The sequence below is a fragment of the Paraburkholderia silviterrae genome (assembly GCF_004353915.1).
In the GTDB taxonomy this organism is placed as follows: Bacteria; Pseudomonadota; Gammaproteobacteria; order Burkholderiales; family Burkholderiaceae; genus Paraburkholderia; species Paraburkholderia silviterrae.
In genome coordinates this window covers 21406-43994 of the sequence record NZ_SMRP01000043.1, presented here as the reverse complement: position 1 = coordinate 43994, position 22589 = coordinate 21406, and the positions used below count along the sequence as shown (strand labels likewise).

Genomic DNA, 22589 nt, shown 5'->3' with positions numbered 1-22589 from the left:
GCCCGCCACGCTCAACGTGCGGCGCGGACGCCTGCCTCGCACGGCAACGCCGACACTTGCCTTACGCTGGCTAGCGGATGGCTCGCGGCGGGCTTACTGAAGACGGCGCTGTCGTAGCCGCGCCCCGCGAAGCGCACGACATCCACGAGACTGAAACCCTCTGCACGATAGAACGCAAGCAAATGCGCGGCGGGGAACGGCACGTCGAGCGCGAGTTGCGTGAATCCGCGCGCGGCGGCCCAGCGAAGCGCGAAGGCGAGCAGCGCGCGGCCAATGCCGCGGCCCTGCCACGCCGGCTCGATGCCGAATTGCTGCAGCGAGGCCACGCCATGCAGGCGATAGTGCTCGCAAAGCGAGTCGCCGTCACGCCCTTCGATCGTCATCGTGCCGACAATGCGGCCATTGCACACGGCCACGAAGCAGTCGCCCGCCAACGCACGCGAGCGTGTGGCGCTGGCCGCCTGGTCCGCGCTCGCGCAATGCAGGCCGAGCGATGCGAGCCGCGCGTACGCGCGATGCAACAGTTGCGTGAGACGTTCCCACGAGTCGCGCTGCGGATCGAAACGCCGCAGCACCAGCCGGCCGATGCCGGGTTGATTACAGGTGATCCGTTCGTCCTGGCGCTGCGTTACATGGCGTGTCGACATGGCCTCTCCAGTCGTTACTGTGCTGCCAAGTCTAGGTTTGCGCGCCAGGGGCCACAAGAAAAAATGTCGTAAAAAAGCGGGCGAAATGGGCGAGCACAGCGATGGGCTCGCTTGGCGCGATCGCAACGGACCGCAGCCCGCGCCAGATAATCAATCGATGGGATAATGCGCGCTGACCGACAGCATGGAGAGCTGAAATGGCGCACACGGAACACCAATACACCGTAACCGTTCAATGGACCGGCAATCGTGGCAGCGGCACCTCGGGCTATCGCGACTACGGCCGCGACCATACGATCGAGGCGGCGGGCAAGCCCGCCATTGCCGGTTCATCGGACCCCGCGTTTCGCGGCGACCGCGATCGCTGGAACCCCGAAGAGCTGCTCGTGGCCTCAGTCAGCGCCTGCCACAAGCTCTGGTATCTGCACCTGTGCGCCGATGCGGGCATCGCAGTGCTTGCCTATGTCGACGAGGCGCAGGGCACCATGATCGACAGTGCCCACGAATCAGGACGCTTCAGCGAGATCGTGTTGCGTCCGCGCGTGACCATCCGCGCGGGCGACAATCGCAGCCTTGCCGAGCAACTCCATCACGCGGCGCACGAGAAATGCTATATCGCGAACTCGGTCAATTTCCCGATCCGCTGCGAACCCACCATCGAAGCCGCAAGCGCAGCGTGAACTACACAGCGTCCTCGCGCCGATAGCCCGTAGCACCACCAAACAAGGCCGCGCGCTGGGACCAGTCATGCGTCTTTTCCCACAAGCGCAGGACGTCCATCGCTTCCTCGCGGAATTGGGCGTCCTGCTCGGGCGTAGCCGTAACGGCAGTCAATTCAAGACGATGCCCAGACGGATCGAAGAAATAAATCGAGTACAGGAAGTCGTCGTGAATCGTCGGCCCAACGACCGCGATACCCCGACCCGTCAGCGATTCCCTTGCGCGATCGACGGTGGCCCGGTCGGCCACCCGAAAGGCAAAGTGCTGAACCCAGTCTGGCGTCCCGGCGTCTCTTCCCGACGGTTCACCTTCGTCTGCCGGTAATTCGAAAAACGCAATACAGGCGCCATCCTCCATTTCGAAGAATATATGGATGTGCGGGCTATAGATGCCCGTCGAAGGTACGTGATCCTCGCCCATCGCGTGGATGAACTTCAGACCGAGCGCCTGGGTATAAAAATCGACCGTCTCCCGCGCATCCCGGCAGCGATACGCTGCGTGATGCAGGCCCTTGCAAAGCATGACGCCTCCTCCTTTCAGATACGTAGGCTGAACGCCGCTCATCGCGCCGCCGGCATGAAACGCTGATCGATTGCGCCGAAGATGGACCGGCCTTCATGATCGACGTGTTCGATACGCACACGATCTCCGAAGCTAAAGAACGGCGTGGATGCCTTGCCGTCACGCAAGGTCTCGAGCGCCCGGATTTCGCCGATGCACGCGCAGCCGGCAGCTTCGTCCTCGTTCGATACGGTGCCGAGCCCGACAATCGTGCCCGGCTCGAACGCCCGCGTCTGGGCAACGTGGGCGATCAAATCGCCGTAGTGAAACGGCGTGTCGATTCCCGTGTCGATATTGCCAACCCACTCGCCGCGCACCGAGCATTGCATTCTCCCGCCCACCAGCCCATCGTGCCAAAGCGGTCCCAATTCGTCGGGTGTCACGGCAATGGGACCCAGGCTCGAGGCTGGCTTTCCCGTGAGAAAGCCGAAGGTCCGCTTCAGTTCGCCGGGAATAATCGCGCGCAGCGACACATCGTTCAGCAAAACGAACAGTCGAATATATGAACACGCTTCCTGAGCACCGACTCCCATAGGGACGGCCCCGGTCACCGCGGCGATTTCCGCTTCAAAGTCGACTCCAAGCGCCTCCGATGCCACCGGGATGTCCTCGTTCCAGCCAAGGAAACCATGCGAAATACCCTGATAGACGAGCGGCCTTTCCATCAAATCATCCGGAAGGGCTTCGCCACGCGCAGCGCGGTTGCGCTTGATGTGGCTCACATAGGCGGCCCCGTCGAGATACTGATAGCTGCGCGGCAAAGGCGCTCCCAACTCGTGCCACACAATGGGAAAGGCGTCTTCGACATCACCCGCATTCAGCGCGGCATAGATTGCTTCGAGCTTTGGTGCAATGCTCTCCCAATCGTCGAGCGCGGCTTGCAATGTGCGCGCGACCGAACTCACACGTACGGCCTGTTCCAGGTCCCGACTGACCACCACCAGTTCACCGTCCCGACCGGAACGCAATGACGCCATCTTCATATCTGTTCAAACTCCTTATCAAATACGCCGTTGATGCGACTTCATGTTTCGATCATAGGCTCGGCGCAAGGGAAGGCGTCGTCGATTTCCATCTGGTGAACACGAACTGCAGCCGGGCATTCGCGGGAACACGCAATTTCGTAAAACGCCCGGCGTTCTGCCGCAAATTACGGCCCCTGAACGACATCTCAAAAGACAACGGCCTTGGGCATCTCGCCCAGCAAGAAGTCCACGAAAGCGCGCACCGACGGCGAGATCCCGTGCCGAAAAGGGAGCAACGCCGTAAGCGTTGACTCGCCTGCGGACCATTCCGGCAGGACCGGCGTTAGCGTCCCAAGGGCCACTTCCTCGCGGCAAACATAAGCGGGCAACGCGACAATACCCAGACCTTGCTGCGCCGCGGATTTGAGTACGAGCATGTCCTCGCTCACCAACCGTGGTCGAAGCGGTATCACCTGCTCCTGGCCATGCGCATCACGAAGACGCCATTCAACGCGTACGCCCGTTCTTGCCATGAACAGTGTGTGGTGTTCCCCCAGCTGTGAGGGGCTGGCTGGCAGACCACGCGCCTCGGCATACTGAATTCCGGCGAACAAGCGCCAGGGCGCGGAGGCGAGTTCCCTGCCAACCAGACTGGAGTCTGGCAACATGGTCGAATGCGCCCGGATCGCCAGATCGAAATTCTCCGCCACGAGGTCGACTGATGCATCGGTGACATGCTGGACCAGACTGATCTTTGGGTACTTGCCGAGAAACATCGGCAATAGTTTGTCCGTTGCGAACTGTGCGGTCGCCGCCGCAATGGTGAAGCGAATCGTCCCGCTGGGTTCGAGCTGCCCGTCACGCACGACCGCTTCCGCCGCCTGCGCCTCCTTTAGCATCGATACCGCATGCCTGTAGAAGTTGTGGCCCGCCTCCGTCACATTGAATTGTCTCGTAGTCCTGTTTATCAAACGGGCGCCCAGCGCGGCTTCGAGCTGCTGGATGCGAAAGCTGACTGTCGATTTAGGCACGGAAAGGGCGCGGGCCGCGGCGGTTATGCCGTGGCGGTCGACGACATGAACGAAATAATAGAAGTCGTTTAGATCCAGCATGATGCGGACTCCCTGAAGATCGAGCGCCATTGCGCAATAGCCATCGCGCAAGGCCCTGAGCACCATCTTAGCGGCCCAGGGTGACGGGTTTGCCCCTCGTATCCGGGATCCATCGTCCACCTGACGGGACGACACGTGCGCATCCCCAAATTGAGACCCAGTCCGGAGCCGGCGCGCCGCCGGGCGCGGTCATCCCACCTGTGGGACGCAATGTCCAACCGGGTGCGTTTGTCCCGGCCGCTCTCCCAACTACTATTGACGGCAGCAACACGTGACCGCCCGCGGCTTACCCGCGCGGCCCCGTCTTCGGCTCACCTCTTATGAAAGCGAAATGTCATGCTGACCCACTCGATTCGTATTACCAAACCCGTCAAAGGCTCGCCGCACAACATTGGCAAGCACTTCTCCGCCTCCAGTTTCCGCAACGTCCATTTTGGAGGCGCGATGGATCCCGTGCTCATGGTCGATCACTTCAGGATGACCGAGCCCACATTTGGCCCCCATCCGCATGCCGGGTTTTCTGCCGTGACCTATCTGTTTGAAGATTCACGCAGCCCCCATCTCAACGCCGACTCGATCGGTAACGAACTGCCCATCATGCCGGGCTCGCTGCACTGGATGGTCGCCGGCCGAGGCGTGACTCACGACGAATGGCCGGGCGGCGACGATCCCGAGGTTCACGGATTGCAATTCTTCGTCGACCTGCCGGCCTCCATGAAGTCCGTTGCGCCTTATGCCGTGCATCTCGAATCCGGGGACATCCCAACGTTCACGGCGGATGGCACTCGTGTGCGCGTCGTCGCCGGCGAGTTCGGTGAAGTCCGCTCGCCTGTCGTCCTGCCTCAGCCGTTTTCTCTTTTCGATGCCTTCGTCGACGCACACGCGAATGTGGATTTGCAAATCAAACGCGGGTGGGGGGTGTGGATCTACGCAATAAGCGGCACGCTGAGCGTGAACGTTGGACAGGAGGGCGAAGTCCTCACCGAGGGCACTGCCATCGCCCTTGCCGGTTTCAGCGGAGCCGAGCCGTTGAGCATTACCGCCCGCAGCAACAGCCATTTCGTGATGCTGTGCGGCGAATCGGTGCGGACGTAGCACGGACGCCGCGAAACTAGGCCTTTTGCGACGCCTTGAACTGCGAAGCCGTGAACGGCGTCTTTCTGATCCGCACTCCGGTCGCATGAAAGATGGCGTTGCCAATCGCCGGTGCGATCGTCAGCGCGGTGGGTTCGCCGGCACCTACCGGCGGTTGGTCCTGACGGTTGATCAATGAAATCTGGACCTCCTCCGGGCATTCGCTGAAACGGAGGATAGGATAGCTTGCCCAATCCAGCGTGAGCATCGCCGTCGCGCTGAAGCGAAACTCCTCCTTCATCGTGCGGCTTATCGTCTGTATGACACAGCCTTGAATCTGATTTCGAAGACCGTCCGGGTTCACGATCAAACCGCAGTCATGGGCAACAAATACGCGCGACACCCGCATATCGCCAGTCTGTGCATTCACGGTGACGCAGCAGACTGTCGCGACGTAGGCGCCCGCGGGCTCCAGTCGTGCAAGCGCGACCCCGACGCCCTCTTTCTCTGGCGCATTGGCTCTCGTCGCGGCCGCTCTGCGCGCGTTCCAGTCCGACGTGCGCCTCACTGCCTGGAGTACGGCTTTCGCCCTCTCGTCAGTCAGATGAGCCAGGCGAAAATCTATGGGGTCGCGTTTGGCCAGATTGGCGAGCTCGTCCATAAACGACTCGTTCGCCAATGTATTCGCTACGGCGCCTAACCCTCGCAAGGCTGAAGGGCGAAGTGCGCCGTCGGGCAGCCAGCGCACCGTTACCCTTTCGTTAGCGAAATGGTAGAGCGTGCGCGCACAATGGTCACCGCCAATGCGTACGGGCTTGGGCGCGAGCCCCATCATCCTGCCAGGCAGAAGATTGCCTGCGCTCCCCATCGGCCGGGATATATGGGTCGGCGTCGATATCGTATATATCCACCTGTCGATTCTCCCTTCAGCGTCGACGCTCGCTTGTATCTGCGCTTCGGTGGCGGGACCTTTTGGATCCCAGCCGTGCTCGTCGTTGCGCATCCATTGAACCCGCACTGGCCGCTTCAGGGCTTGCGAAAGGAAAGCGGCCTCCGCCGAGGCGTCGTCCGCGCCATTGTGCCCATAACAGCCCGCGCCTTCGGTCCACACGACGCGCACCTTCTCGCGCGGCATGCCGATGAACTCCGCGATGGCATCGCGCAACGGAAACGAGCCCTGTGTAGCCGACCACACAGTCGCGGAGTCCGCCTTGACGTCGGCAACGCCACACGACGGGCCGATCGAGCCATGGGTTTGATAAGGCGTCCTGTAGGTTGCGACGAGGCGCTTCGCAGCATGGCTATCGGCGCCGTCGGGGTTCCCAGTCGTGCGCAACACCTCGTCGACACCTGGCTCCGATCGCATCGCGTCGTATACGCCCGCGCTATCGACACCTGGCTTCGGAGGGGACCATTCGAGCGCGAGAGCACGCGACGCCAGCACGGCCTGAAACTCCTGCTCGCACACGACGGCCACGAAATTGCCTTTGACGATCACGTCGATAAGGCCCGGCATCTTCTCGACGCTCTTTCGGTCCACCCGGGAAAGCGTCGCCCCGTTTATCGGTGGATGAATGACCCGCGCGTGCACCATATTCGGCAATCTGATGTTTTGCAGATAAATGTGCGCCCCATTCACCTTCCCCGGCAACTCCACGCGCGGCACCGCCGTGCCGATGACTGTGAGTTCGGAGGACGGCTTCAACATCACCGTGTCATCTATTGCCAACGACGTCCAGTCTTCGGGAAGCACATCGACATACGCCAACGCCCGCGCGGGATCGGCACGCTTGTATACGTGCCCCGCCCGAGTCGCAAGCTGCTCGGGAGCGACGCCCCATTGCGCAGATGCCCGCGCAACGATGTGGGCCCGCGCGGTGGCCGCGGCCCGGCGCACAGGCTGCATACTGGTCTTCATCGTCATGCTGCCGACCGTCGGCCCCTGATCGACTGCGGTCGCTGTGTCCCCCATCAGCACGATCACGCGATCGACCGGTACGTCGAGATCCTCTGCGACGAGTTGCGCAAGCGCCGTCTGAACCCCCGTGCCCAACTCGACCTTACCGGCGTACAACGTGACGTCGCCCTGCTTGTCGATGGCGAGCCACGCCGACACGCGCGCGGCGTCCTGCGACTTCCCTCCGGCTGACGCCTCTGTCGCCGCTCGTCCCCGGGCATCGACGGCATTCGCACTCGACGCCAAAGTCATCGCCGATAGCGGAAGTGTGAACGAAATGGCGAGTCCCCCGCCTGCCTTCAAGAACTGCCGGCGCGTTGTCATGTCACTGGGTCCCGGCAGCGTCCGCGACCGCATCGAGTATGCGCAGATGCGTCCCACAGCGACAAAGATTACCGTCGAGCGCTGCAATGATTTCCGCTCTCGTTGGGTGAGGTTTGGCATTCAGCAGCGACGCTGCCACCATCACCATGCCATTGATGCAGTAGCCGCACTGCGCAGCCTGATGCTTGACGAACGACGCCAGGATGCGGTTATGCGGGGTCTCGGCGGCAAGCGCTTCGACCGTCGTAACGGGCTGCGTGATGGCTGACACAGGCAGCACGCACGAGCGGACCGCATCTTTTCCCAGATGCACGGTGCAGGCACCGCACTGCGCGAGACCGCACCCAAACTTCGGGCCGTTCAGCCGCAGCTCGTTACGCAGCACATAAAGGAGCGGCGTCTCGGGGCTGGAAGTCACCTCATGCGATACGCCGTTCACCACGATCGTTTGGGCCATGTTCGCTCCATCAGGCAATAGGGATGCCTTCAACCGGTATAGCGCAGCAAGAAGTCACGCAACGGACCGTTGACGAACTGTGGATGCGTCAGATTGGGCGCGTGTCCGGCCCTGTCTATGGTGACGAATCCCTTCGAATTCGGCAATCCCTGCGCCAGCTCGCGGCCATGCGCAATGTCGATGGCACGATCCTGATTGCCGTGAAAGACGATCGCAGGACACGTAATGCTTCCCAGCTGAGGCGTGAGGTCGTCGCGGCCGGTCAATGCATCGACCGGATGATCGATGCCGGATCTCGACATGCTCTGCCAGGCGCTGACCCAACTGGACGAATCGAAACGGGCCCCGATGAGGAGTCCGCTCAAGTCCTTGGCCAGCGGTTCGGGGCCGCTATGCCTCCACGCCGCCTTTAGCTGCGCGAACGACTCGATGACGGGCGGCGCATCCGCACCCGAGCGTGTCGAGATGAGTGCCAGCGCGCGTACCCGGTCGGGTTCCAGGAGCGCAGCACGCATCGAAACAAAGCCCCCCTGCGACATCCCCACCAGCGCCGCCGCGCCAATTTCCAGATGGTCGAGGAGCGCGAGCAGGTCGCGTGCCGAGTCCCAGAATGAAAATGGCTTGCCAACCTCACCGGTTTTCCCGAACCCGCGCTGATCCCAGACGATGCAACGAAACTCGTCGATGAACGACTCGATATTCGTATCGAACATCGATCCGTCCATGAGAAAACCATGTGAAAAGACGACGGCGGGCTTGCTCGCATCGCCTCGCTCCTCGTACCACAGCCTCACTCCATCACGATCGAAAAACGGCATAAGCAGTCCCCTCTTTGCAACTTGCGCAAAATTCAGCTATCAGTCGTGAGCCGATTCTATGTCTTGTGTGTCCCTTAAACTTACCGGATCATCCCAGTTTTCACTGCGGTTTCAGGGATCCGATATAGGATGCGACTGCCTTTATTTCGTCGTCCGATAGCAGCGGTCCTATCGTAGTCATGGCCCTGCCTTTTCCACCGCGGCGACCGTTCTTGTAGTTCTCCAGTTGCGCTCCAATGTACTCAGGGTGCTGCCCCGCGATGCGCGGAAACAATCCGGGCACCCCGGCGCCGTCCACGCCATGGCAGACCGCACACGCCGGCGCACCGCCACTTGATCCCTCCACATAGACCCTCTTGCCAGGCGCCAACGATGAGGTCACAACATCGCTCTTGCCATTCGGCATTTGTGACGCGTAATAGGCAGCGAGCGCCCGCATGTCCTCATCCGAAAGATCGGCAACCATAGGCTCCATCACGGGACTATGACGCATGGGCGGACGACCGTCCAAACCCTTGAACATTTCGAGTTGCTGTTGAAGATATCCTGGATACTGACCGGCAAGACGAGGGTATGCACTCGCGATGCTATTGCCGTCCACACCGTGGCACGCAGCACAGCGCGCGGTCACCAGTTCGTGGACGCGAGTAGTGCCGTCTTGCGCATGAACGGCCACCACCGGTAACAGAAGCGCTCCGGCCAGGAAGACATTCGATACTATGCGGGAAACCACTGAATACCTTTTCATTGACGTCAAGATTCACGCTGTTTACCTTGCTTCAGATTAGCTCGACGCGCCATGTCGATCTGGCCGGAATATCCGGCAACTTATCGAATAGTCCTGCTAATCGATCAAGACTGCAGCGCGAAAAGCGTTACTGATTTTTGGAGTGCAACATGCAACATAGTGACGACCTGCTGGGGGAGACTGGCAAGTCTGCCTGCATCATTCAGGGCCCATTTGGGCGAGCCTCAGTCAACTTCACTCGCCGGGCACTCGTCGCTCATGCCCACGCGCAGTATCAGTTCCTCTTCAAGCTTGGGGGGAATGACAGCTACTTTCGCATTGGCGACGCATCGCACGTGCTAGGCGACGGTGGGGCCATCCTGATCAACCCATGGGAGTCACATTCCAAGACAGATTCCACGAACAATCCCTCCGTGGTCCTGTCGTTGGTGATCGAAGTCGACTGGCTCGGGTCTGCACTCGAGCTTCCGCTGAGCCGGGAAACGCGCATTTTCCCGTGCTCGAACGTCATCTGCACGCCTGATGTTCGACATCATGTCGACCGCTTGTCCGCCGCCATTACGAATCCCTCCGTCGCGAGCCAGGACGCTTCTCAAGCGATCTTGCGAGATTTGCTCCGTGCGGTAGTCCGAGACTTTGCAAATCCCGCACTCACGATGGGCTTGCGCTCCTCCGGCAAGCCAGCCGACTTCCGCATCCGCAAGGCGCTCGACTATATCAACGCCAATGTCGAGGAGAATCCGACCGTCACGACTGTCGCCGCCTATGTTGGCATGTCGCGTTCGCGATTCTTCGAGCAGTTCAAAAACTGCGTAGGCATTCCACCCCAGCACTACATCGACTGGACGCGAATGACGCAAGCGATCAAGCTCCTCACCGCTACGACGAGGCCGTTGATCGACATCGCACTCGAACTCGGCTTTGAAGAGCACAGTCACTTCACCCGCTTCTTCACCCAGCATATGGCCGTTCCGCCCAGCGAGTTTCGACGCAACTCCATCGTGGTCGACGCGCGGCCCCTTGCTGGCGCCACTCCGGCGTGATTCGATTCGTCGAGTACTGGCGCTGCTGACCCCATACGCGGCCAGCAGCGCCGCTCAAACGCACAACTGAATCTCTACGGCAAATCTCATTTACCGTCGACGACTGCCACGCCTTGAATCTCGATCATCGATTGCCCCATCAATCCATCCACGGCAATCAATGCGCTACCCGGAAATTTTCCGTCCGGGAAGAACTCCTTACGGATATCGGCGAAATGCTTGCCGTTACGCACGTCGGTGATAAATACCGTCATGGAAACCACATCGCTCAACTTGCCGCCCGACTTGCGCAATGTTTGATCGAGCAGTGTGAAAGCGCGTCGCGCTTGAGCGTCGAAGTTGGTGATGGGTTTGCCGTCGGCATCGATATGTCCCGTTTGCCCCGCAAAGTAAATGGTCTTCTTCGGGCTATCGCTGGACACAGCAAGTGAGTACGCGCGCGCCTGAGTATCTGGCGTCGTGACGTAGTCCTTCGCCTCACTCGACGTTGCGGCCATGCACGCAGCCGCTGACAACATGAGCGTCACCATCTTGCTGGTGAATTTGATCGGTTTCATGTCTCTCTCCTAAAGTAAATCGTTGAGTTGCTGATGAATTAAATTCAGGTTCGCAATCGAGGCAATAACGCCAGCGCGTTGTCTCGCCCGATCAGACGCAGGCGACGATCGTCAAAGACACCGCACTCGGTCAGATTTTTCACGTGATCGACCACCGTCCTGAACGGGTAGTCCGTGCCGAAAAGTATCTGCGAGTCCGGAACGATCTTCGTCAACGCACCCATCGCCGTGGAGTTGGATGTTTGTGCTGTGTCGTAGTAGAAGCGCTCCAGTTCGTACTTCAATCCATTGGGCAGCTTTTTGGCGATCTGCGGGCTCTTTGCCCAGCCGACGAACCGCTCGATGAGGAAGGGCATCGTGCCCCCCGCATGCGAAAAAATGATTCGCACATCGGGATAGCGTGAAGCCGTGCCGCTAGCCAGGATCTCTGCGATGGCGCGCGTCGTATCGGTCTGGTACTCGACGACGTTGGGCGACACTGCCGGCTGCAAATTACGGCAACAATCCGCCGTGGTCGGATGCGTATAAACAAGCGCCTTACGCCGGTTCAATTCCGCAAAGACCGGGTCAAACGCGGGATCTCCGAGCCACCGGGTCCCGTAACTGGTATAGAGTCCGATTCCGTCCGCCTTGAGCACATCGAGTGCGTAGGCGATTTCCGCGAGGCTCCCTTCGATGTCCGGCAGCGGCAACGCCGCGAACAGACCGAACCGTCCCGGATAGCCCGACACCAGTTTCGCTCCGTATTCGTTGCATTCACGCGCGAGCTTCCGCGCTTTCGCCACGTCGCCGAACCAGATTCCGGGATTGCTGATTGACAGCATCGATGTCGCAACGCCTGCCTGGTCCATCTGCTCGATCGAATGTTCGACCGTCCAGTTCGCCAACGCCCGGCGCGGCGTGGCCGACGCACCAGGTACCGCGTCGTCGTCCGGGACCTGTGCCAGGTAGCCCGGCGGCACGAGATGGTGGTGGACATCGATCCAGTTGCGCTGCTGCGCAACGTCGCTCGCACTGCCCTGCGCCTTCACTGCTGGCATGCCAAGCGCACCGCCGGCCGCCAACGCGGCTAGCCCTGTGAAAAAGCGTCTGCGCCCCGGGGCGCAAAGCTCGCATCCGCCGTTCGTCATTTCCCACCCACTACTGCGGTCGCCTGAATCTCGATCAGCGCATTGGGGATACCGAGGTTGCGAATCGCGATCAGCGCACTAGTCGGGTACTTTCCCGGAGCGAAAAACTCCCGGCGTATATCGGCAAAGTGCTCTCCGTTGCGCACGTCAGTAATGAACACCGTCATGGATACGATGTCACTGAGTTTCCCGCCGGACGCCTCGAGCGTCTTCTGGATTCGCTGAAATGCCGCGCGCGCCTGACCGTCGAAATCGCCGGGTAGCGGCTTGTCGTTGAGGTCCGCGATATTCAACTGGCCCGCCAGATAGACCGTCTTCCCGCCTTGGGTAGACACCGAAAGAGAGTAGGCCCGCTTGTCGGTGTCGGGGGTGGTGACGTACTCGTTGGCCTTCGCCGACGTCATCAGCGTCATGGTCGAGACCATCGCGACAGCGATCGTCGCGGCAATCGACTTCGTTTTCGAGCAATACATGTTGCGTTCCTCTGTGGAAGTAAAAGCACAGTTTTTCTGATTGAGAGCGCCGCCCTATGCGCGACCCTCGCCGTCGCCAGACCGTGTTCGGCTGGCGATCCTGTCGCGCAATTGCGGCATCAGCAGTGACTTCGGCAACATCCCGTGTACCGCCTTGGCGGGAATCACGCTGTATGCACTCGCAACCTGATCGGCGTACTGCGTAATGCGAAAACTGCCGGCCATGCTGTAGATCGCGTAGGCTTCGACCTCGTCTATGCCGGCCGTTGATGCCAGCCATCTGATCATGTCGCGCAGGCACGACCTGAGGGCATCGGCAATGGTTTCGCCAAAGCCAAGTCCAATCCAATGGGTTGGCGTTTCCGCCATCGGTCCAGGCAGGGACGCCCCCTTGTGCAGGATGTACTGGATCTGCAGGTCTTCCATGGCTGTTTCGATCGTGGTCTGATCGACCTGGCCGTCGCCTTGAACGGCATGCGAGTTGCCGGTCCAGATCATCGCGCCCTCGCGCGATACCGGCAGGAAGAGCGAGGTCCCAACTACAAGCTCGCTCAATGCAAGATTGCCGCCATTGTGACCGGCGAGAATCGCACTCCTGATTTCATCGGTAGCGGGCGCAGTAGCCATGAAGCCCTGAATGGGCCGCAGGGGAATCCTGATTCCGGGGGCAAAATCCGCGTACTGTCGCGCTTGATCGAAGCGGAAATACTTGAGGTACGGCTTGGAGAAGTCCTTCGGCAGCGCACCGACACCCATCGGCGCGGCATTCCAACCCCAGTCGATCGGGCGCAACTTGAGCATCCTGCATTCGATCAGGTCGCCAGGCTCCGCGCCCTTTACCGCAACCGGGCCGACCAGCGAATACGGTCCTTGCGGATACTTGCGGCGGATCGGCTCGCGCTCGGCAAAGCTCATCCCATACTTCGCTTCATTGCCCCAGTTGATCCACGTGTTGACGTATCGAACCACGTCGCCCGACTCGATAGTCACAATCGCTGCGGCCTTGGGGTCGACTACGCCAACCCGCACCGTCCGCTCATTCGACTCCACCACATGCTGACGTCCGCGCGGGGCATCGCTGGCCGTTTGTACCGTTTGTACCCTTTGTACCGTTGATGCCGCCTGCGCGTGGCCGGCCAGCGGCAGCGCCATCCCGAGCAGCCCGAGCGAGCCGCCCAGCTTGATGGCGTTTCGGCGGCTGAGTGACGGCGTCCCCTGCTCGTGGCCTTGATCGATCGGGCTCATCGCAGCGTGTCCGTCGCATCGATTGCCGCAATGCCGGCGAGAATCGCGAGCTCGTCCTGTTCCGAAGGCGCGCCACTCGCGGCGATGGCGCCGATGAGCGCACCATCCTTGTAAATCGGCAAGCTGCCACGCGCCGGCAGCAACGGCGCACCATAACCGAGAGAAGCAACGTTGCCCCAAACCATCGGGTTCTCCGTGTACCGTCGGGCGAGCGCATCGCCTGGCGTGCCGCCCGTTGCGACGACCGCGAACGCCTTGCCGCGCGCCACCTCGATCGTCACGAACCCCGCGCCGTCCATCCGCGCGGAGGCGACGACGTGCCCTCCGGTATCGAGAACGACGATGCTCAAATGGAGATCGCTCTCCTGCGCGAAGGCCATCGCCGCGTTGATCGCCTTGTTTGCCTGCGCATAAGATATGACCGAGCGAGTTACCGCTGCGCTCGAATCGCCGTGACTTGGGTTGTTCATTGCATTGCCTCCAGATCGTTCATAGCAACTCATTCGATACCTGTATCGTGAAACGCGGCCGCGTTCCGTCCTTGTCGTAAAGTCCGTTTTTTCAGCCCTTGGACACAGGCGCTTTTGCATCTCGTTTGCATAAAAAACATAGGTAGATATGCATTCCTAATCGAATGCGTGATCAAGCCAATGTGTATCCGTGCCGCACGAGAGGCAGTTCACGGATTCGCTCTCCCGTGGCGGACGAGATTGCGTTCACGAGTGCAGGAATCACTACGGAGATTGGCGGCTCACCGACTCCGCCCCAAAATCCACCGGACGGCAGCAACAGCGACTCGACCTTCGGCATGTGCTTCATCAGCATGACCGGGCAATCCGAGAAATTGCTCTGCGCCACCCGCCCTTCCTTGATGTTGATCTCGCCAAAGAACGCCCCGCTGATCCCGAATACCGCGCAAGATTCGATCTGCGCTGCCACGGTGTCGGGATTGACGATGTACCCGCAGTCGATTGCAACGATTACGCGCTCCACCTTCACGGCTTTATTCGCGGCAATCGAGACCTCGACCGCCCCCGCGACAGCGGTGTCATCCATCTCGTTGACCGCCACGCCGAAGCCCGCCGTGGGCGATGCGCCTGGCCGGTGCGCTGCAACTACCGCTTCCAGCAACCTGGCTGTCCGTGGACGCGCGGCGAGCATCTTGAGTCGAAAGGCAACGGGGTCCTGCTTGATCAGCGCACAGACTTCGTCGATAAAGCACTCGCGTGCGAATGGATTTTGCGAGTGGTAAACACTGCGCCAGAATCCTGCGGGCACAGCCGTATTGCGCATTGCATAGCGGATATCGAGGTTCGGTATCGCGTACGGCATGTCGCGAAAGCCATCGGTTGGCATGACATCGACGCCATTCTTTAGCGCCGCCGGACGCAACACCGCAAGTACCGAAGGCGATGCCACGTCGACACGCCAGGCGTAGATCTGCCCCGTGTCATCAAGCGCTACCCGCTGACGAACCACCGAGGTCGGTCGATAGAAGTCGTGTTGCACGTCTTCTTCGCGGGTCCAGACCATCTTGATCGCGGGGCCCTGCATGGCCTTTGCAATCAGCATCGCCATTCGAACGTAGTCCTGACTGATACCACGACGGCCAAATCCGCCGCCCAGATACAGCCGATGCACCGTAACATTTTCGGGCGGCACCCCCGCTATACCCGCCGCAATACCGAGCGATATATCGGGGCCCTGCGAGGGCGCCCACAGATCCACCTTTCCGTCGGCGACACGTGCCGTGCAGTTCTGCGGCTCCATCGTCGTATGGGCGACGAACGGCGTGAAGTACGTGCTCTCGTACACATTCTTTGTACCGCCGAGCGCGGCGGTTGCGTCGCCCTCCAGGCGAACCGATTTCAAATCGCTTTGAAACCCTGCTTCGAGCCATGCGCGAATACTCGCGTCGTCCGTCTTCTCGTGCCCGCCGAAGTCCCACGTAATCTTCAGCAGCTTGAGCGCTTCTTTCGCACGCCACCAGCTATCGCCAATGACCGCCACGAAGTTCTCTATCTCCAGAACCTTTACGATTCCGCGCCGGCGATCGACCTCGCTGGAGTCGACCGATACCGGTTTTCCCCCGAACACCGGGCACTGCGCCACTGCCGCGTAGAGCATGCCTGGCACACGAACATCCATGCCGTATTGCGCGGCGCCGTTAACCTTTTCATGGAGATCGAGTCGGCCGCGCGCCTTGCCCAAGAGCTTCCATGCCGAAGGATCCTTGAGGGCGACATCTTTCGGAACTGGAAGCTTTGCTGCAGCCGCCGCCAGTTCGCCATAGCCTAGATAGCGCCCGCTCTTCAAGTGCGTGACCCGGCTCCCACCGGCCACGCACTGCGCTACGTCGACTCCCCAGCGCTGCGCCGCCGCCTGCCTCAACATGAGGCACGCACTGGCGCCCGCGAGGCGAAGGTACTGCTGGGAATCGCGAACGCTCCGGCTATCGCCCGTGATCATGGTCACGAAGACGCCCTTTCGTGCAAGATTCTCGGACGGCGAGGCAAAGACCATCCCCACGTCCTTCCAGTCGCACTCGAGCTCTTCGGCGATGAGCATCGGCAGGGCCGTCGCGATGCCTTGTCCCATTTCCACGCGCGCGACTTCAAGCGTGATATCGCCTTGTGCGGAGATGCGTATCCATGCGTTGATCTCTGTCCGATCGTTGCTAACCTCACTGCGGTTCGCACGCCCTGCGATGGCCGCCGGAAGATGAAACCCCAGCACGAGCCCCGACGCGCTCACCGCCGAAGCTTTGAGGAAACGACGCCGCGAAGGACTCGTTGAATTGGCGTTGACCGTCACACGCTTCCCCTTTCCCCGTTTCCGGACGCGTGCTCTTGCGCATGGGCTTTCGGCCCGTTCCCGCCAGCCACCCTGTGGATGGCCTCCTTCACGCGCGCATAGGTGCCACAGCGGCAAATATTGGTCATCGCGGCATCGATTGCCGCGTCGTCCGGGTGCGGATTGCGCGCCAGCAGATCGGCTGCAGCCATCAACATGCCACTTTGACAGTACCCGCACTGCGGAACCTGACTCGCAATCCATTGCGCCTGCAGTTCCGCCCCCTTGCCTCCGAGCCCCTCGATCGTCGTGATCCTGCGGTTCTGCCCCGCCGAGGCGGGCAAAACGCACGAGCGGACCAGTTCACCGTCCAGATGAATTGAACATGCACCGCAGATTCCCATTCCGCAGCCGAACTTCGTTCCGGTCAGCCCAATCTCGTCTCTAATGACCCAGAGCAGGGGCATTTCCGGTTCGACGTCCACGTCGTACGGCTTTTCGTTGATGGTCACTTTCATCTGATTTTCCGCTCGTGCATAAGCGTCGCGTGTTAGAAGTAGTGCCGCACGCCTGTCATGACACCAATCTGGTTGATGCCGGGGCTGGCTGGAAAGACGCTTGCGACGCCCACTGTGCCGTCGGAGTGATTGCGGGCCATGCCGCCCTCGACGTACAAGTCCGTGGCTTTAGAGAGGTAGTAATGAGCGCCGAGCTTGAAATACATTCCGTCGCGATCGGCAACCTTGTCTGCGAGGAACGTATAGTCCGCGACAACGTCGAAGTCAGGCGCAACGTGATAAGTCCCCTCGGCGGAGTAAAACGTCTGATTCGTGCCGATGGCCGGGTTCTTGAAATTCGCCACATCGAGGCCGACCCGGAAAGTACTGCTGCTATACATCGCGGCCACCGTGAAGGACCGTGCGACCATATCGTTGCCCGCGACACCGCCCGGATTATTGGCGTCCAGATACGCGGCATTGACCGCAATCGGCCCGTACGTATAAAAAATCGCTGCGGACCGCATACGGCCAGCCCCGAAATCGCCGGCCACCCCGCCGAAGCTCTGCATGTACTCAGCGCTCAGCCCGTGGAAGGTGGGAGACAAATACTTGACAGCGTTGTTGCTCCACGTGTACTGCGCGCCGGTGATGCCCGTCAGGTTCTGATAGATCGTGTTGGAGAGCGACGCAAAATTCGCATAGCCGCTCGCATCGGACCGATAGAGCACGTCCGCGAAAGGGGTGAAGCTGCGCCCCAGCTGAACGGATCCAAAGTCCCCCTTCAGGCCCACCCATGCGCCCCGGTCGAACAAATACGTACCCGAGGTGGCGGGCAGGCGTGCGTTTGTGAGCGCACCGTTCCCCGCGAGGAATCCGGACGCCAGATAGAAGTACGTTGAGTAGCCGCCGCCCAGATCTTCGGTACCAGTGAAAACAATCTGGCTAGTTTGTATGGCGCCCGACTGGAAAGCCCATTGCGTACTGTTATTCGCGCTCGCGCCCGTCCTGAATCCAATCCCTCCGTCGATAATGCCCGCAAGCGTTACGCTCGACTGCGCATTCGCGGTTCCGAGCATCGGCCACAAGACAACGGATGCCAGCAAATACTTCCTCATCTCCATCTCCCGTCGTGATCTTCGAGTTTCTTTCGTGATTGGCGTAGAAGCGTCTTGTTGTGGCAACTAGCACTGCGTTCGCCGCCACGCATCCAAGGTATGCCGGCGAAATTTCCAGCGTTGACCGGATAGTCTTGAAAGTTGCTGTTTAGTCCACCGGAATAACGGTCTAGAAACTCGCGATTGCCTCGATCTGGAGCAAGATCATCAGGTCGCAACCGACTCGTCCGCCCGGGACGTGGCCGTTCTCGACGTATGACGCCGTAGCAGCGCTATCAGGCCAACCGCGCATAGGCAAGGTATGCCCAGGACCAGGTAGATGCTGCGAACGCTCCACTGAAGCATCAATAGTTGGCCCGCGAACATGGGCCCGACAATCGAACCTATCCGCCCCACGCCAATTGCCCAGCCGATTCCGGTTGACCGAACCGATGTCGGATACGACTCAGCCGCAACCGCTATTAGCCCCGCACAACTCGCGGAAAGGAAAAATCCGGAAAGCGCTGAGCTGATCAACACGTGGCTCAGCGCTGAAGTGAAAATACCGAATCCGCCAACGGACAATGCAGCCCCGAGAAAACTCCATGCCAAAACTCTGAAATCGCCATACCGCTGCATCGCCGAGCCAATGAGAACAGTTCCCGCTACCGCACCGACGTTATTGACCAGCAAAGTCGCCGCGGCTTCAGACATTGAGAATCCGGCACGCTGAATCAGCGCAGGCGTCCAGAACGACACGACGATTAGCGCCATCCACGCCATAAAGCACAGCGCCCACAGATAAATCGTGCACAGTCTCCGGCCCGACTCGAATAGCTTTCGTAACGGCACGCCCTGTGTCCTTTGCTCGTTGCTCACGAAGCGAACGTCGTGCGCAACGGGGCCGCCCGCTATCTTTTCGACAATCGGGCTTATCTTTCGTCGGGGTGTGCCGCGCCTCACCAGGAATCCAACGGACTCAGGCAGGGCGAAGCCCAGCAGCATTGCAACGCCGAGGGAAATGAGCCCACCGGCGAGGAACGAAGCCTGCCAGCCGGCGGTATGGATCAAAGCCGAGCTGACGGCCGCACCCAACATCCCTCCCAGCGGAACCGCTGCCCATAACATCGTCACGAGACGCGTGCGCTGCCTCAAAGGCAAATACTCGGCAGCCAACCCGATGAAACAGGGCGACGCGCCGCCCAGCGCGAGTCCAACGACCACGCGATAAAACAGAAGCGCGGAGATCGAGTGCGCCAGCGCGGTAAGCAAGGTAAAGACCGCGAAGACGGCCGTGGCGCCAACGAGCACCCAGCGTCTGCCCAACCAGTCGGCTACAGGACCGAGCACTAGCGCCCCCACAAAAAAGCCCACCTGCGATGCGCTGAATACGGGACCGAACCCGGCGACACTGACACGCAGTGCATGCGCGATCGAGGGAGCAGCCGGCCCGAGCAGCTGACTATCGAATCCGTCAACCAGCGCAACCAATGCGCAAAGACAATAGACCCTGATCTGAAAGAGGCTCAGAGCACCGTCCTCGATCAGGTTCGTTACGTTCAGTACTTCGAATTTTCTCGCTGCGGAAGCTGATCCCAGATAATGGCTCAAAGATGATCCCCTCCAATTGATGCACTGGACCAGGGTCACGCGCGTTTGCGGAAATTCCACAAAGCGACATAACCCTGGCTGACGTCTTCCTGGCCTGCCAATTAAAGGTGGTCGACCATCCAGTCGGCAATCAGGCTCACGGCCGGCTCTTGCCGATCCAGTTGCACGTGCGACGCGCCGCCCTCCGCACGTGTGAACACACGCAGTTCCTTGTTCGACGAGCCAATTTCGCGGTAGAGCTTTTCCGCATCGGACAACGGCGTCTGCTTGTCGTCCTCGCCGTGAACCAGAAGGATGTCGCACGAGATCTGGTGCGCAATGCCCTTGAGCGTGAACGGCTCGAACTTGCGCAAGGCCTCGTCGAAGTCCGTTGCCCCAACGATGTTGAGCAAATGCTTGCCCGTAGTCCCGAGCGCTGCCCGATAGTCGACGGTGGCGCTCGCACCCGGCTTCAGATTGAGGCGCCGCACCCACACCGCGTGGTAGTCGTAGATGGCCCCCCAGGCCACGCAAGCCTTGATGCGCTTCTCGAATGCGACGGCACGCGGCGCGTAATAGCCCCCCATGCTCGCGGCAATCAGGCCAACCCGATTCGGATCGACAATTTCCGCACGGCTCTTCAGGTAGTCGTATGCCGCGCCTGCAGCCACTTCAGAATCGTGTCGGGCCTTCAGCCCGTTCAGACGCAGGCTCGCACCTTGCCCGGGGTTATCGACCGCGAGGCACGAGATGCCGCGCGCCGCGAGCGCCTGCGCCATGAGCACCATCTCCTCTTTCGTGCCGTCGAGGCCATCCGACAGGATCACGGCAGGCGCCGGACCGGACGTTCCTTCTGCCTTGACGAAGTAGGCGAAAAGACTCGTATCGCCGAACGGCACTTGAACGACCTCGATCTTGTTCGGCAGCAAGCGGCCCGCATCCCGGAAGCAGGCGAGATGATGCTCGTATGAGCTTGCTGCACGATCGTCGTCCGGAGCGATGAAAGCCTCCGCCCATTGCCAATAGTGCGCAGCACGCATCAGCGCCGAAGCTGCCGTCTCGTTCTTGCCCTGCTGAAGCGCTTCCCGGCCAATGCCTTCAACCTGAACGGCAAGCCGCTTCCACGCCGCATGCCATGCCTCGTTGTCCCCTTGCGGTGCAACCTTGGCAGCATCCTGGAGATCCTGAAGGGCCCAGTGAATTTCGCCGAAGTGACCTCCGCTCGCAAGGCAGCGCATTACCGCGAGCGACCACATGTAGTTGCCTGGAAAGTACTGAAACATTCTGATGTCCTTATCTCTAACTTCGGGGTCGATTGGAGACCAACGCTACGGCAGTGTCCGCAACGGCAAGTCGGGGTTCATCGTAAGAACAGACGGCACGGGGTGCTTACCGGAATGTTCCACGAATAGCCAAATAGTCCTGTTGCCTCGGCAGGCTGTCTTCAACGCTTTTCAATCTCGTCAGCCGGTACTAGACTTCCTCCGCATCGAAATTCACCGGCTTGAATATGGTTGCGTCCTCCAGATCCGTTGAGCGCGCGGTTCATCTCGTCCGTCTACTTGCCACCGCGGGACAGCACGGCGCCGCATTGACCGATTTGGCGTCCTCAGCGGCGCTATCGCATGCGACCGTCCATCGACTTCTCCAGCGCCTCATTGCAGAGCGACTCGCGCTGCAACTGGAAAGCAAGCGCTATGCGCTCGGACCGCTTGCATTCGAGCTGGGGATCGCGGCCGCCGCGCAGTTCGACGTTTGGCAATTCGCGCGGTCACTGATCCGCTCCTTCGCCGACGAGGTTGGCGATACCGTCTATCTCGTCGTGCGCAGCGCAAACGAAGCGGTATGCATCGAGCGCGCAGACGGCCCGTCGCCGCTACGCGTGCTGACACTCGAGGCCGGAAGCCGGCGTCCGCTCGGACTCGGCGCGGGCGGGCTCGCCATTCTGGCCGCCATGCCTCGCGACGAGCGCGAAGAAGCCATCAGGAGCGTCACCCCCGCGATCCTTTCGCAAAGCAGGTTGACCAGTACCGGCCTTTACGACGCCATCGATCGCTACCATCGCGACGGCTACGCGCTCGTCCGCAATCGGGTCACGCTCGGAACATCGGCGGTCGGCGTTCACATCAACGACGCGTTCGGTTCTCCTGTCGCGGCCATTAGCGTCGCCGCGGTCGACTCCCGCATGGGTGCTAAACGTGTTCTCGCATTGGCACGGCAATTGCAAGCGGCTTCGAAGCAAATTCAGAACACGTTGAGGGACTATCCGGTAAGCATTCGGTAGCTCTCACATTCACAGTAGCCGCAACATCGGGCCGTGCCTTCGGCCTGCGCCTCGTCCCTCCAGTCGTGTGTACGGGTTAGCGCGGGCTTTGAATTCCAGTCATCGCTCTCTCACAATGTTGAACAGGAGTACAAAATGAAGAACACAAACGTGTATCGGCGCAATTTTCTGCTTGTCAACGTTACGGCGATTGCTTCGGCCGCATTACTCGCCAAGCTTCCCGCTGCACTCGCCGCAGACAATCAGGTGCAGGAAACCGACCCAACCGCACAATCCCTTGGCTACCGAGCCGACGCTTCGCATGTCGACAAGGCAAAATATCCCGCGTACGTTGCCGGCCAAAACTGCGCCAACTGCGCCCTGTATCAAGGCCCGGCCAGCTCGAGTTCTGGCCCCTGCCCGATCTTCGGGGGCAAAGTTGTCTCGGCGACAGGCTGGTGCAGCGCCTACTCCAAAAAGGGATAATGGCTGCTCGATCTTCGAGCCCGCATTGGCGC

General features: G+C 60.5%; 23 protein-coding genes. 5 read left to right on the top strand and 18 right to left on the bottom strand.

From position 1 onward, the window contains the following. Positions 1-11: 11 nt before the first annotated feature. Positions 12-647, bottom strand: coding sequence for a GNAT family N-acetyltransferase (locus EYW47_RS37680; RefSeq protein WP_133199889.1), 636 nt, complete (start codon positions 645-647; stop codon positions 12-14). 197 nt (positions 648-844) lie between these two features. Here EYW47_RS37680 and EYW47_RS37675 point away from each other — a divergent pair, with 197 nt between their 5' ends. Beyond that, positions 845-1327: an OsmC family protein gene (locus EYW47_RS37675; protein WP_133199888.1), complete on the top strand. Its 483-nt coding sequence runs from the start codon at positions 845-847 to the stop codon at positions 1325-1327. A 1-nt stretch (position 1328) separates the two neighbouring features. On the opposite strand, the gene EYW47_RS37670 is transcribed toward EYW47_RS37675, so the two are convergent. From EYW47_RS37670 to EYW47_RS37660, 3 genes are all read right to left on the bottom strand, one after another. Beyond that, positions 1329-1889, bottom strand: a complete 561-nt coding sequence (locus EYW47_RS37670) for a VOC family protein (RefSeq protein WP_133199887.1) — start codon at positions 1887-1889, stop codon at positions 1329-1331. A gap of 38 nt (positions 1890-1927) precedes the next feature. Then, a complete protein-coding gene (locus tag EYW47_RS37665) occupies positions 1928-2911 on the bottom strand; it encodes a fumarylacetoacetate hydrolase family protein (protein ID WP_133199886.1) in 984 nt (327 codons plus the stop codon). 188 nt (positions 2912-3099) lie between these two features. After that, positions 3100-4035 carry a LysR substrate-binding domain-containing protein gene (locus tag EYW47_RS37660; RefSeq protein WP_240764097.1) on the bottom strand — a complete coding sequence of 312 codons (936 nt, stop codon included), beginning with the start codon at positions 4033-4035 and terminating at the stop codon, positions 3100-3102. Positions 4036-4341: 306 nt separating this feature from the next. On the opposite strand from EYW47_RS37660, the gene EYW47_RS37655 reads away from it, so the two are divergent. Further along, on the top strand, positions 4342-5100 hold the full coding sequence (locus EYW47_RS37655) for a pirin family protein (RefSeq protein ID WP_133199885.1): 759 nt from the start codon (positions 4342-4344) through the stop codon (positions 5098-5100). A gap of 16 nt (positions 5101-5116) precedes the next feature. Here EYW47_RS37655 and EYW47_RS37650 read toward each other — a convergent pair whose 3' ends face one another. The 4 genes from EYW47_RS37650 to EYW47_RS42525 form a co-directional block, all read right to left on the bottom strand. Next, on the bottom strand, positions 5117-7360 hold the full coding sequence (locus tag EYW47_RS37650) for a xanthine dehydrogenase family protein molybdopterin-binding subunit (RefSeq protein ID WP_165976795.1): 2244 nt from the start codon (positions 7358-7360) through the stop codon (positions 5117-5119). Between the two features lies 1 nt (position 7361). Next, entirely contained in the window at positions 7362-7817 is a 456-nt protein-coding gene (locus tag EYW47_RS37645) for a (2Fe-2S)-binding protein (protein WP_133199883.1), read from the bottom strand. Positions 7818-7846: 29 nt separating this feature from the next. Continuing rightward, complete coding sequence (locus EYW47_RS37640; RefSeq protein WP_133199882.1) at positions 7847-8635, bottom strand: alpha/beta fold hydrolase; 789 nt, start codon at positions 8633-8635, stop codon at positions 7847-7849. A 100-nt stretch (positions 8636-8735) separates the two neighbouring features. Beyond that, the gene (locus EYW47_RS42525; protein ID WP_276322981.1) at positions 8736-9383 is read right to left on the bottom strand and encodes a c-type cytochrome; all 648 of its coding nucleotides are present in this window, start codon (positions 9381-9383) and stop codon (positions 8736-8738) included. A gap of 149 nt (positions 9384-9532) precedes the next feature. Here EYW47_RS42525 and EYW47_RS37630 point away from each other — a divergent pair, with 149 nt between their 5' ends. After that, positions 9533-10426: an AraC family transcriptional regulator gene (locus EYW47_RS37630; protein WP_133199880.1), complete on the top strand. Its 894-nt coding sequence runs from the start codon at positions 9533-9535 to the stop codon at positions 10424-10426. An 86-nt stretch (positions 10427-10512) separates the two neighbouring features. Here EYW47_RS37630 and EYW47_RS37625 read toward each other — a convergent pair whose 3' ends face one another. The 10 genes from EYW47_RS37625 to EYW47_RS37580 all read right to left on the bottom strand — a co-directional run bounded on the left by EYW47_RS37625 (position 10513) and on the right by EYW47_RS37580 (position 21091). Next, on the bottom strand, positions 10513-10983 hold the full coding sequence (locus EYW47_RS37625; protein WP_133199879.1) for a RidA family protein: 471 nt from the start codon (positions 10981-10983) through the stop codon (positions 10513-10515). A 44-nt stretch (positions 10984-11027) separates the two neighbouring features. Beyond that, the gene (locus tag EYW47_RS37620) at positions 11028-12023 is read right to left on the bottom strand and encodes an amidohydrolase family protein (protein ID WP_205710223.1); all 996 of its coding nucleotides are present in this window, start codon (positions 12021-12023) and stop codon (positions 11028-11030) included. An 86-nt stretch (positions 12024-12109) separates the two neighbouring features. After that, complete coding sequence (locus EYW47_RS37615; protein WP_240764095.1) at positions 12110-12586, bottom strand: RidA family protein; 477 nt, start codon at positions 12584-12586, stop codon at positions 12110-12112. Between the two features lie 54 nt (positions 12587-12640). Continuing rightward, positions 12641-13831, bottom strand: coding sequence for an acetamidase/formamidase family protein (locus EYW47_RS37610; protein WP_240764094.1), 1191 nt, complete (start codon positions 13829-13831; stop codon positions 12641-12643). After that, positions 13828-14301: a GlcG/HbpS family heme-binding protein gene (locus EYW47_RS37605; protein ID WP_133199877.1), complete on the bottom strand. Its 474-nt coding sequence runs from the start codon at positions 14299-14301 to the stop codon at positions 13828-13830. The genes EYW47_RS37610 and EYW47_RS37605 overlap by 4 nt, the downstream gene beginning before the upstream one ends. A 172-nt stretch (positions 14302-14473) precedes the next feature. Then, positions 14474-16645, bottom strand: a complete 2172-nt coding sequence (locus EYW47_RS37600; protein ID WP_165976793.1) for a xanthine dehydrogenase family protein molybdopterin-binding subunit — start codon at positions 16643-16645, stop codon at positions 14474-14476. Next, entirely contained in the window at positions 16642-17142 is a 501-nt protein-coding gene (locus tag EYW47_RS37595; RefSeq protein WP_133199875.1) for a (2Fe-2S)-binding protein, read from the bottom strand. The genes EYW47_RS37600 and EYW47_RS37595 overlap by 4 nt, the downstream gene beginning before the upstream one ends. 32 nt (positions 17143-17174) lie before the next feature. Next, a complete protein-coding gene (locus tag EYW47_RS37590) occupies positions 17175-18239 on the bottom strand; it encodes a porin (protein WP_165976792.1) in 1065 nt (354 codons plus the stop codon). Positions 18240-18446: 207 nt separating this feature from the next. Beyond that, positions 18447-19829 (bottom strand): MFS transporter, encoded by a 1383-nt coding sequence (locus EYW47_RS37585; RefSeq protein WP_165976791.1) that lies wholly within the window; start codon positions 19827-19829, stop codon positions 18447-18449. Positions 19830-19930: 101 nt separating this feature from the next. Beyond that, positions 19931-21091, bottom strand: coding sequence for an alpha/beta hydrolase family protein (locus tag EYW47_RS37580; RefSeq protein ID WP_133199872.1), 1161 nt, complete (start codon positions 21089-21091; stop codon positions 19931-19933). A gap of 227 nt (positions 21092-21318) precedes the next feature. Here EYW47_RS37580 and EYW47_RS37575 point away from each other — a divergent pair, with 227 nt between their 5' ends. After that, positions 21319-22092, top strand: a complete 774-nt coding sequence (locus EYW47_RS37575) for an IclR family transcriptional regulator (RefSeq protein WP_133199871.1) — start codon at positions 21319-21321, stop codon at positions 22090-22092. Between the two features lie 135 nt (positions 22093-22227). Continuing rightward, positions 22228-22557 (top strand): high-potential iron-sulfur protein, encoded by a 330-nt coding sequence (locus EYW47_RS37570; RefSeq protein ID WP_133199870.1) that lies wholly within the window; start codon positions 22228-22230, stop codon positions 22555-22557. The last annotated feature ends 32 nt before the right edge of the window (positions 22558-22589 follow it).

What these genes read in the sequence shown, in the direction of transcription:
- EYW47_RS37645 (WP_133199883.1), bottom strand. Translation starts at nt 7,817, where the DNA reads ATGGCCCAAACGATCGTGGTGAACGGCGTATCGCATGAGGTGACTTCC.
- EYW47_RS42525 (WP_276322981.1), bottom strand. Translation starts at nt 9,383, where the DNA reads ATGAAAAGGTATTCAGTGGTTTCCCGCATAGTATCGAATGTCTTCCTG.
- EYW47_RS37655 (WP_133199885.1), top strand. Translation starts at nt 4,342, where the DNA reads ATGCTGACCCACTCGATTCGTATTACCAAACCCGTCAAAGGCTCGCCG.
- EYW47_RS37640 (WP_133199882.1), bottom strand. Translation starts at nt 8,635, where the DNA reads ATGCCGTTTTTCGATCGTGATGGAGTGAGGCTGTGGTACGAGGAGCGA.
- EYW47_RS37610 (WP_240764094.1), bottom strand. Translation starts at nt 13,831, where the DNA reads ATGAGCCCGATCGATCAAGGCCACGAGCAGGGGACGCCGTCACTCAGC.
- EYW47_RS37625 (WP_133199879.1), bottom strand. Translation starts at nt 10,983, where the DNA reads ATGAAACCGATCAAATTCACCAGCAAGATGGTGACGCTCATGTTGTCA.
- EYW47_RS37620 (WP_205710223.1), bottom strand. Translation starts at nt 12,023, where the DNA reads ATGCCAGCAGTGAAGGCGCAGGGCAGTGCGAGCGACGTTGCGCAGCAG.
- EYW47_RS37615 (WP_240764095.1), bottom strand. Translation starts at nt 12,586, where the DNA reads ATGTATTGCTCGAAAACGAAGTCGATTGCCGCGACGATCGCTGTCGCG.
- EYW47_RS37595 (WP_133199875.1), bottom strand. Translation starts at nt 17,142, where the DNA reads ATGAAAGTGACCATCAACGAAAAGCCGTACGACGTGGACGTCGAACCG.
- EYW47_RS37605 (WP_133199877.1), bottom strand. Translation starts at nt 14,301, where the DNA reads ATGAACAACCCAAGTCACGGCGATTCGAGCGCAGCGGTAACTCGCTCG.
- EYW47_RS37570 (WP_133199870.1), top strand. Translation starts at nt 22,228, where the DNA reads ATGAAGAACACAAACGTGTATCGGCGCAATTTTCTGCTTGTCAACGTT.
- EYW47_RS37660 (WP_240764097.1), bottom strand. Translation starts at nt 4,035, where the DNA reads ATGGCGCTCGATCTTCAGGGAGTCCGCATCATGCTGGATCTAAACGAC.
- EYW47_RS37580 (WP_133199872.1), bottom strand. Translation starts at nt 21,091, where the DNA reads ATGTTTCAGTACTTTCCAGGCAACTACATGTGGTCGCTCGCGGTAATG.
- EYW47_RS37590 (WP_165976792.1), bottom strand. Translation starts at nt 18,239, where the DNA reads ATGAGGAAGTATTTGCTGGCATCCGTTGTCTTGTGGCCGATGCTCGGA.
- EYW47_RS37575 (WP_133199871.1), top strand. Translation starts at nt 21,319, where the DNA reads ATGGTTGCGTCCTCCAGATCCGTTGAGCGCGCGGTTCATCTCGTCCGT.
- EYW47_RS37665 (WP_133199886.1), bottom strand. Translation starts at nt 2,911, where the DNA reads ATGAAGATGGCGTCATTGCGTTCCGGTCGGGACGGTGAACTGGTGGTG.
- EYW47_RS37650 (WP_165976795.1), bottom strand. Translation starts at nt 7,360, where the DNA reads ATGACAACGCGCCGGCAGTTCTTGAAGGCAGGCGGGGGACTCGCCATT.
- EYW47_RS37675 (WP_133199888.1), top strand. Translation starts at nt 845, where the DNA reads ATGGCGCACACGGAACACCAATACACCGTAACCGTTCAATGGACCGGC.
- EYW47_RS37630 (WP_133199880.1), top strand. Translation starts at nt 9,533, where the DNA reads ATGCAACATAGTGACGACCTGCTGGGGGAGACTGGCAAGTCTGCCTGC.
- EYW47_RS37680 (WP_133199889.1), bottom strand. Translation starts at nt 647, where the DNA reads ATGTCGACACGCCATGTAACGCAGCGCCAGGACGAACGGATCACCTGT.
- EYW47_RS37670 (WP_133199887.1), bottom strand. Translation starts at nt 1,889, where the DNA reads ATGCTTTGCAAGGGCCTGCATCACGCAGCGTATCGCTGCCGGGATGCG.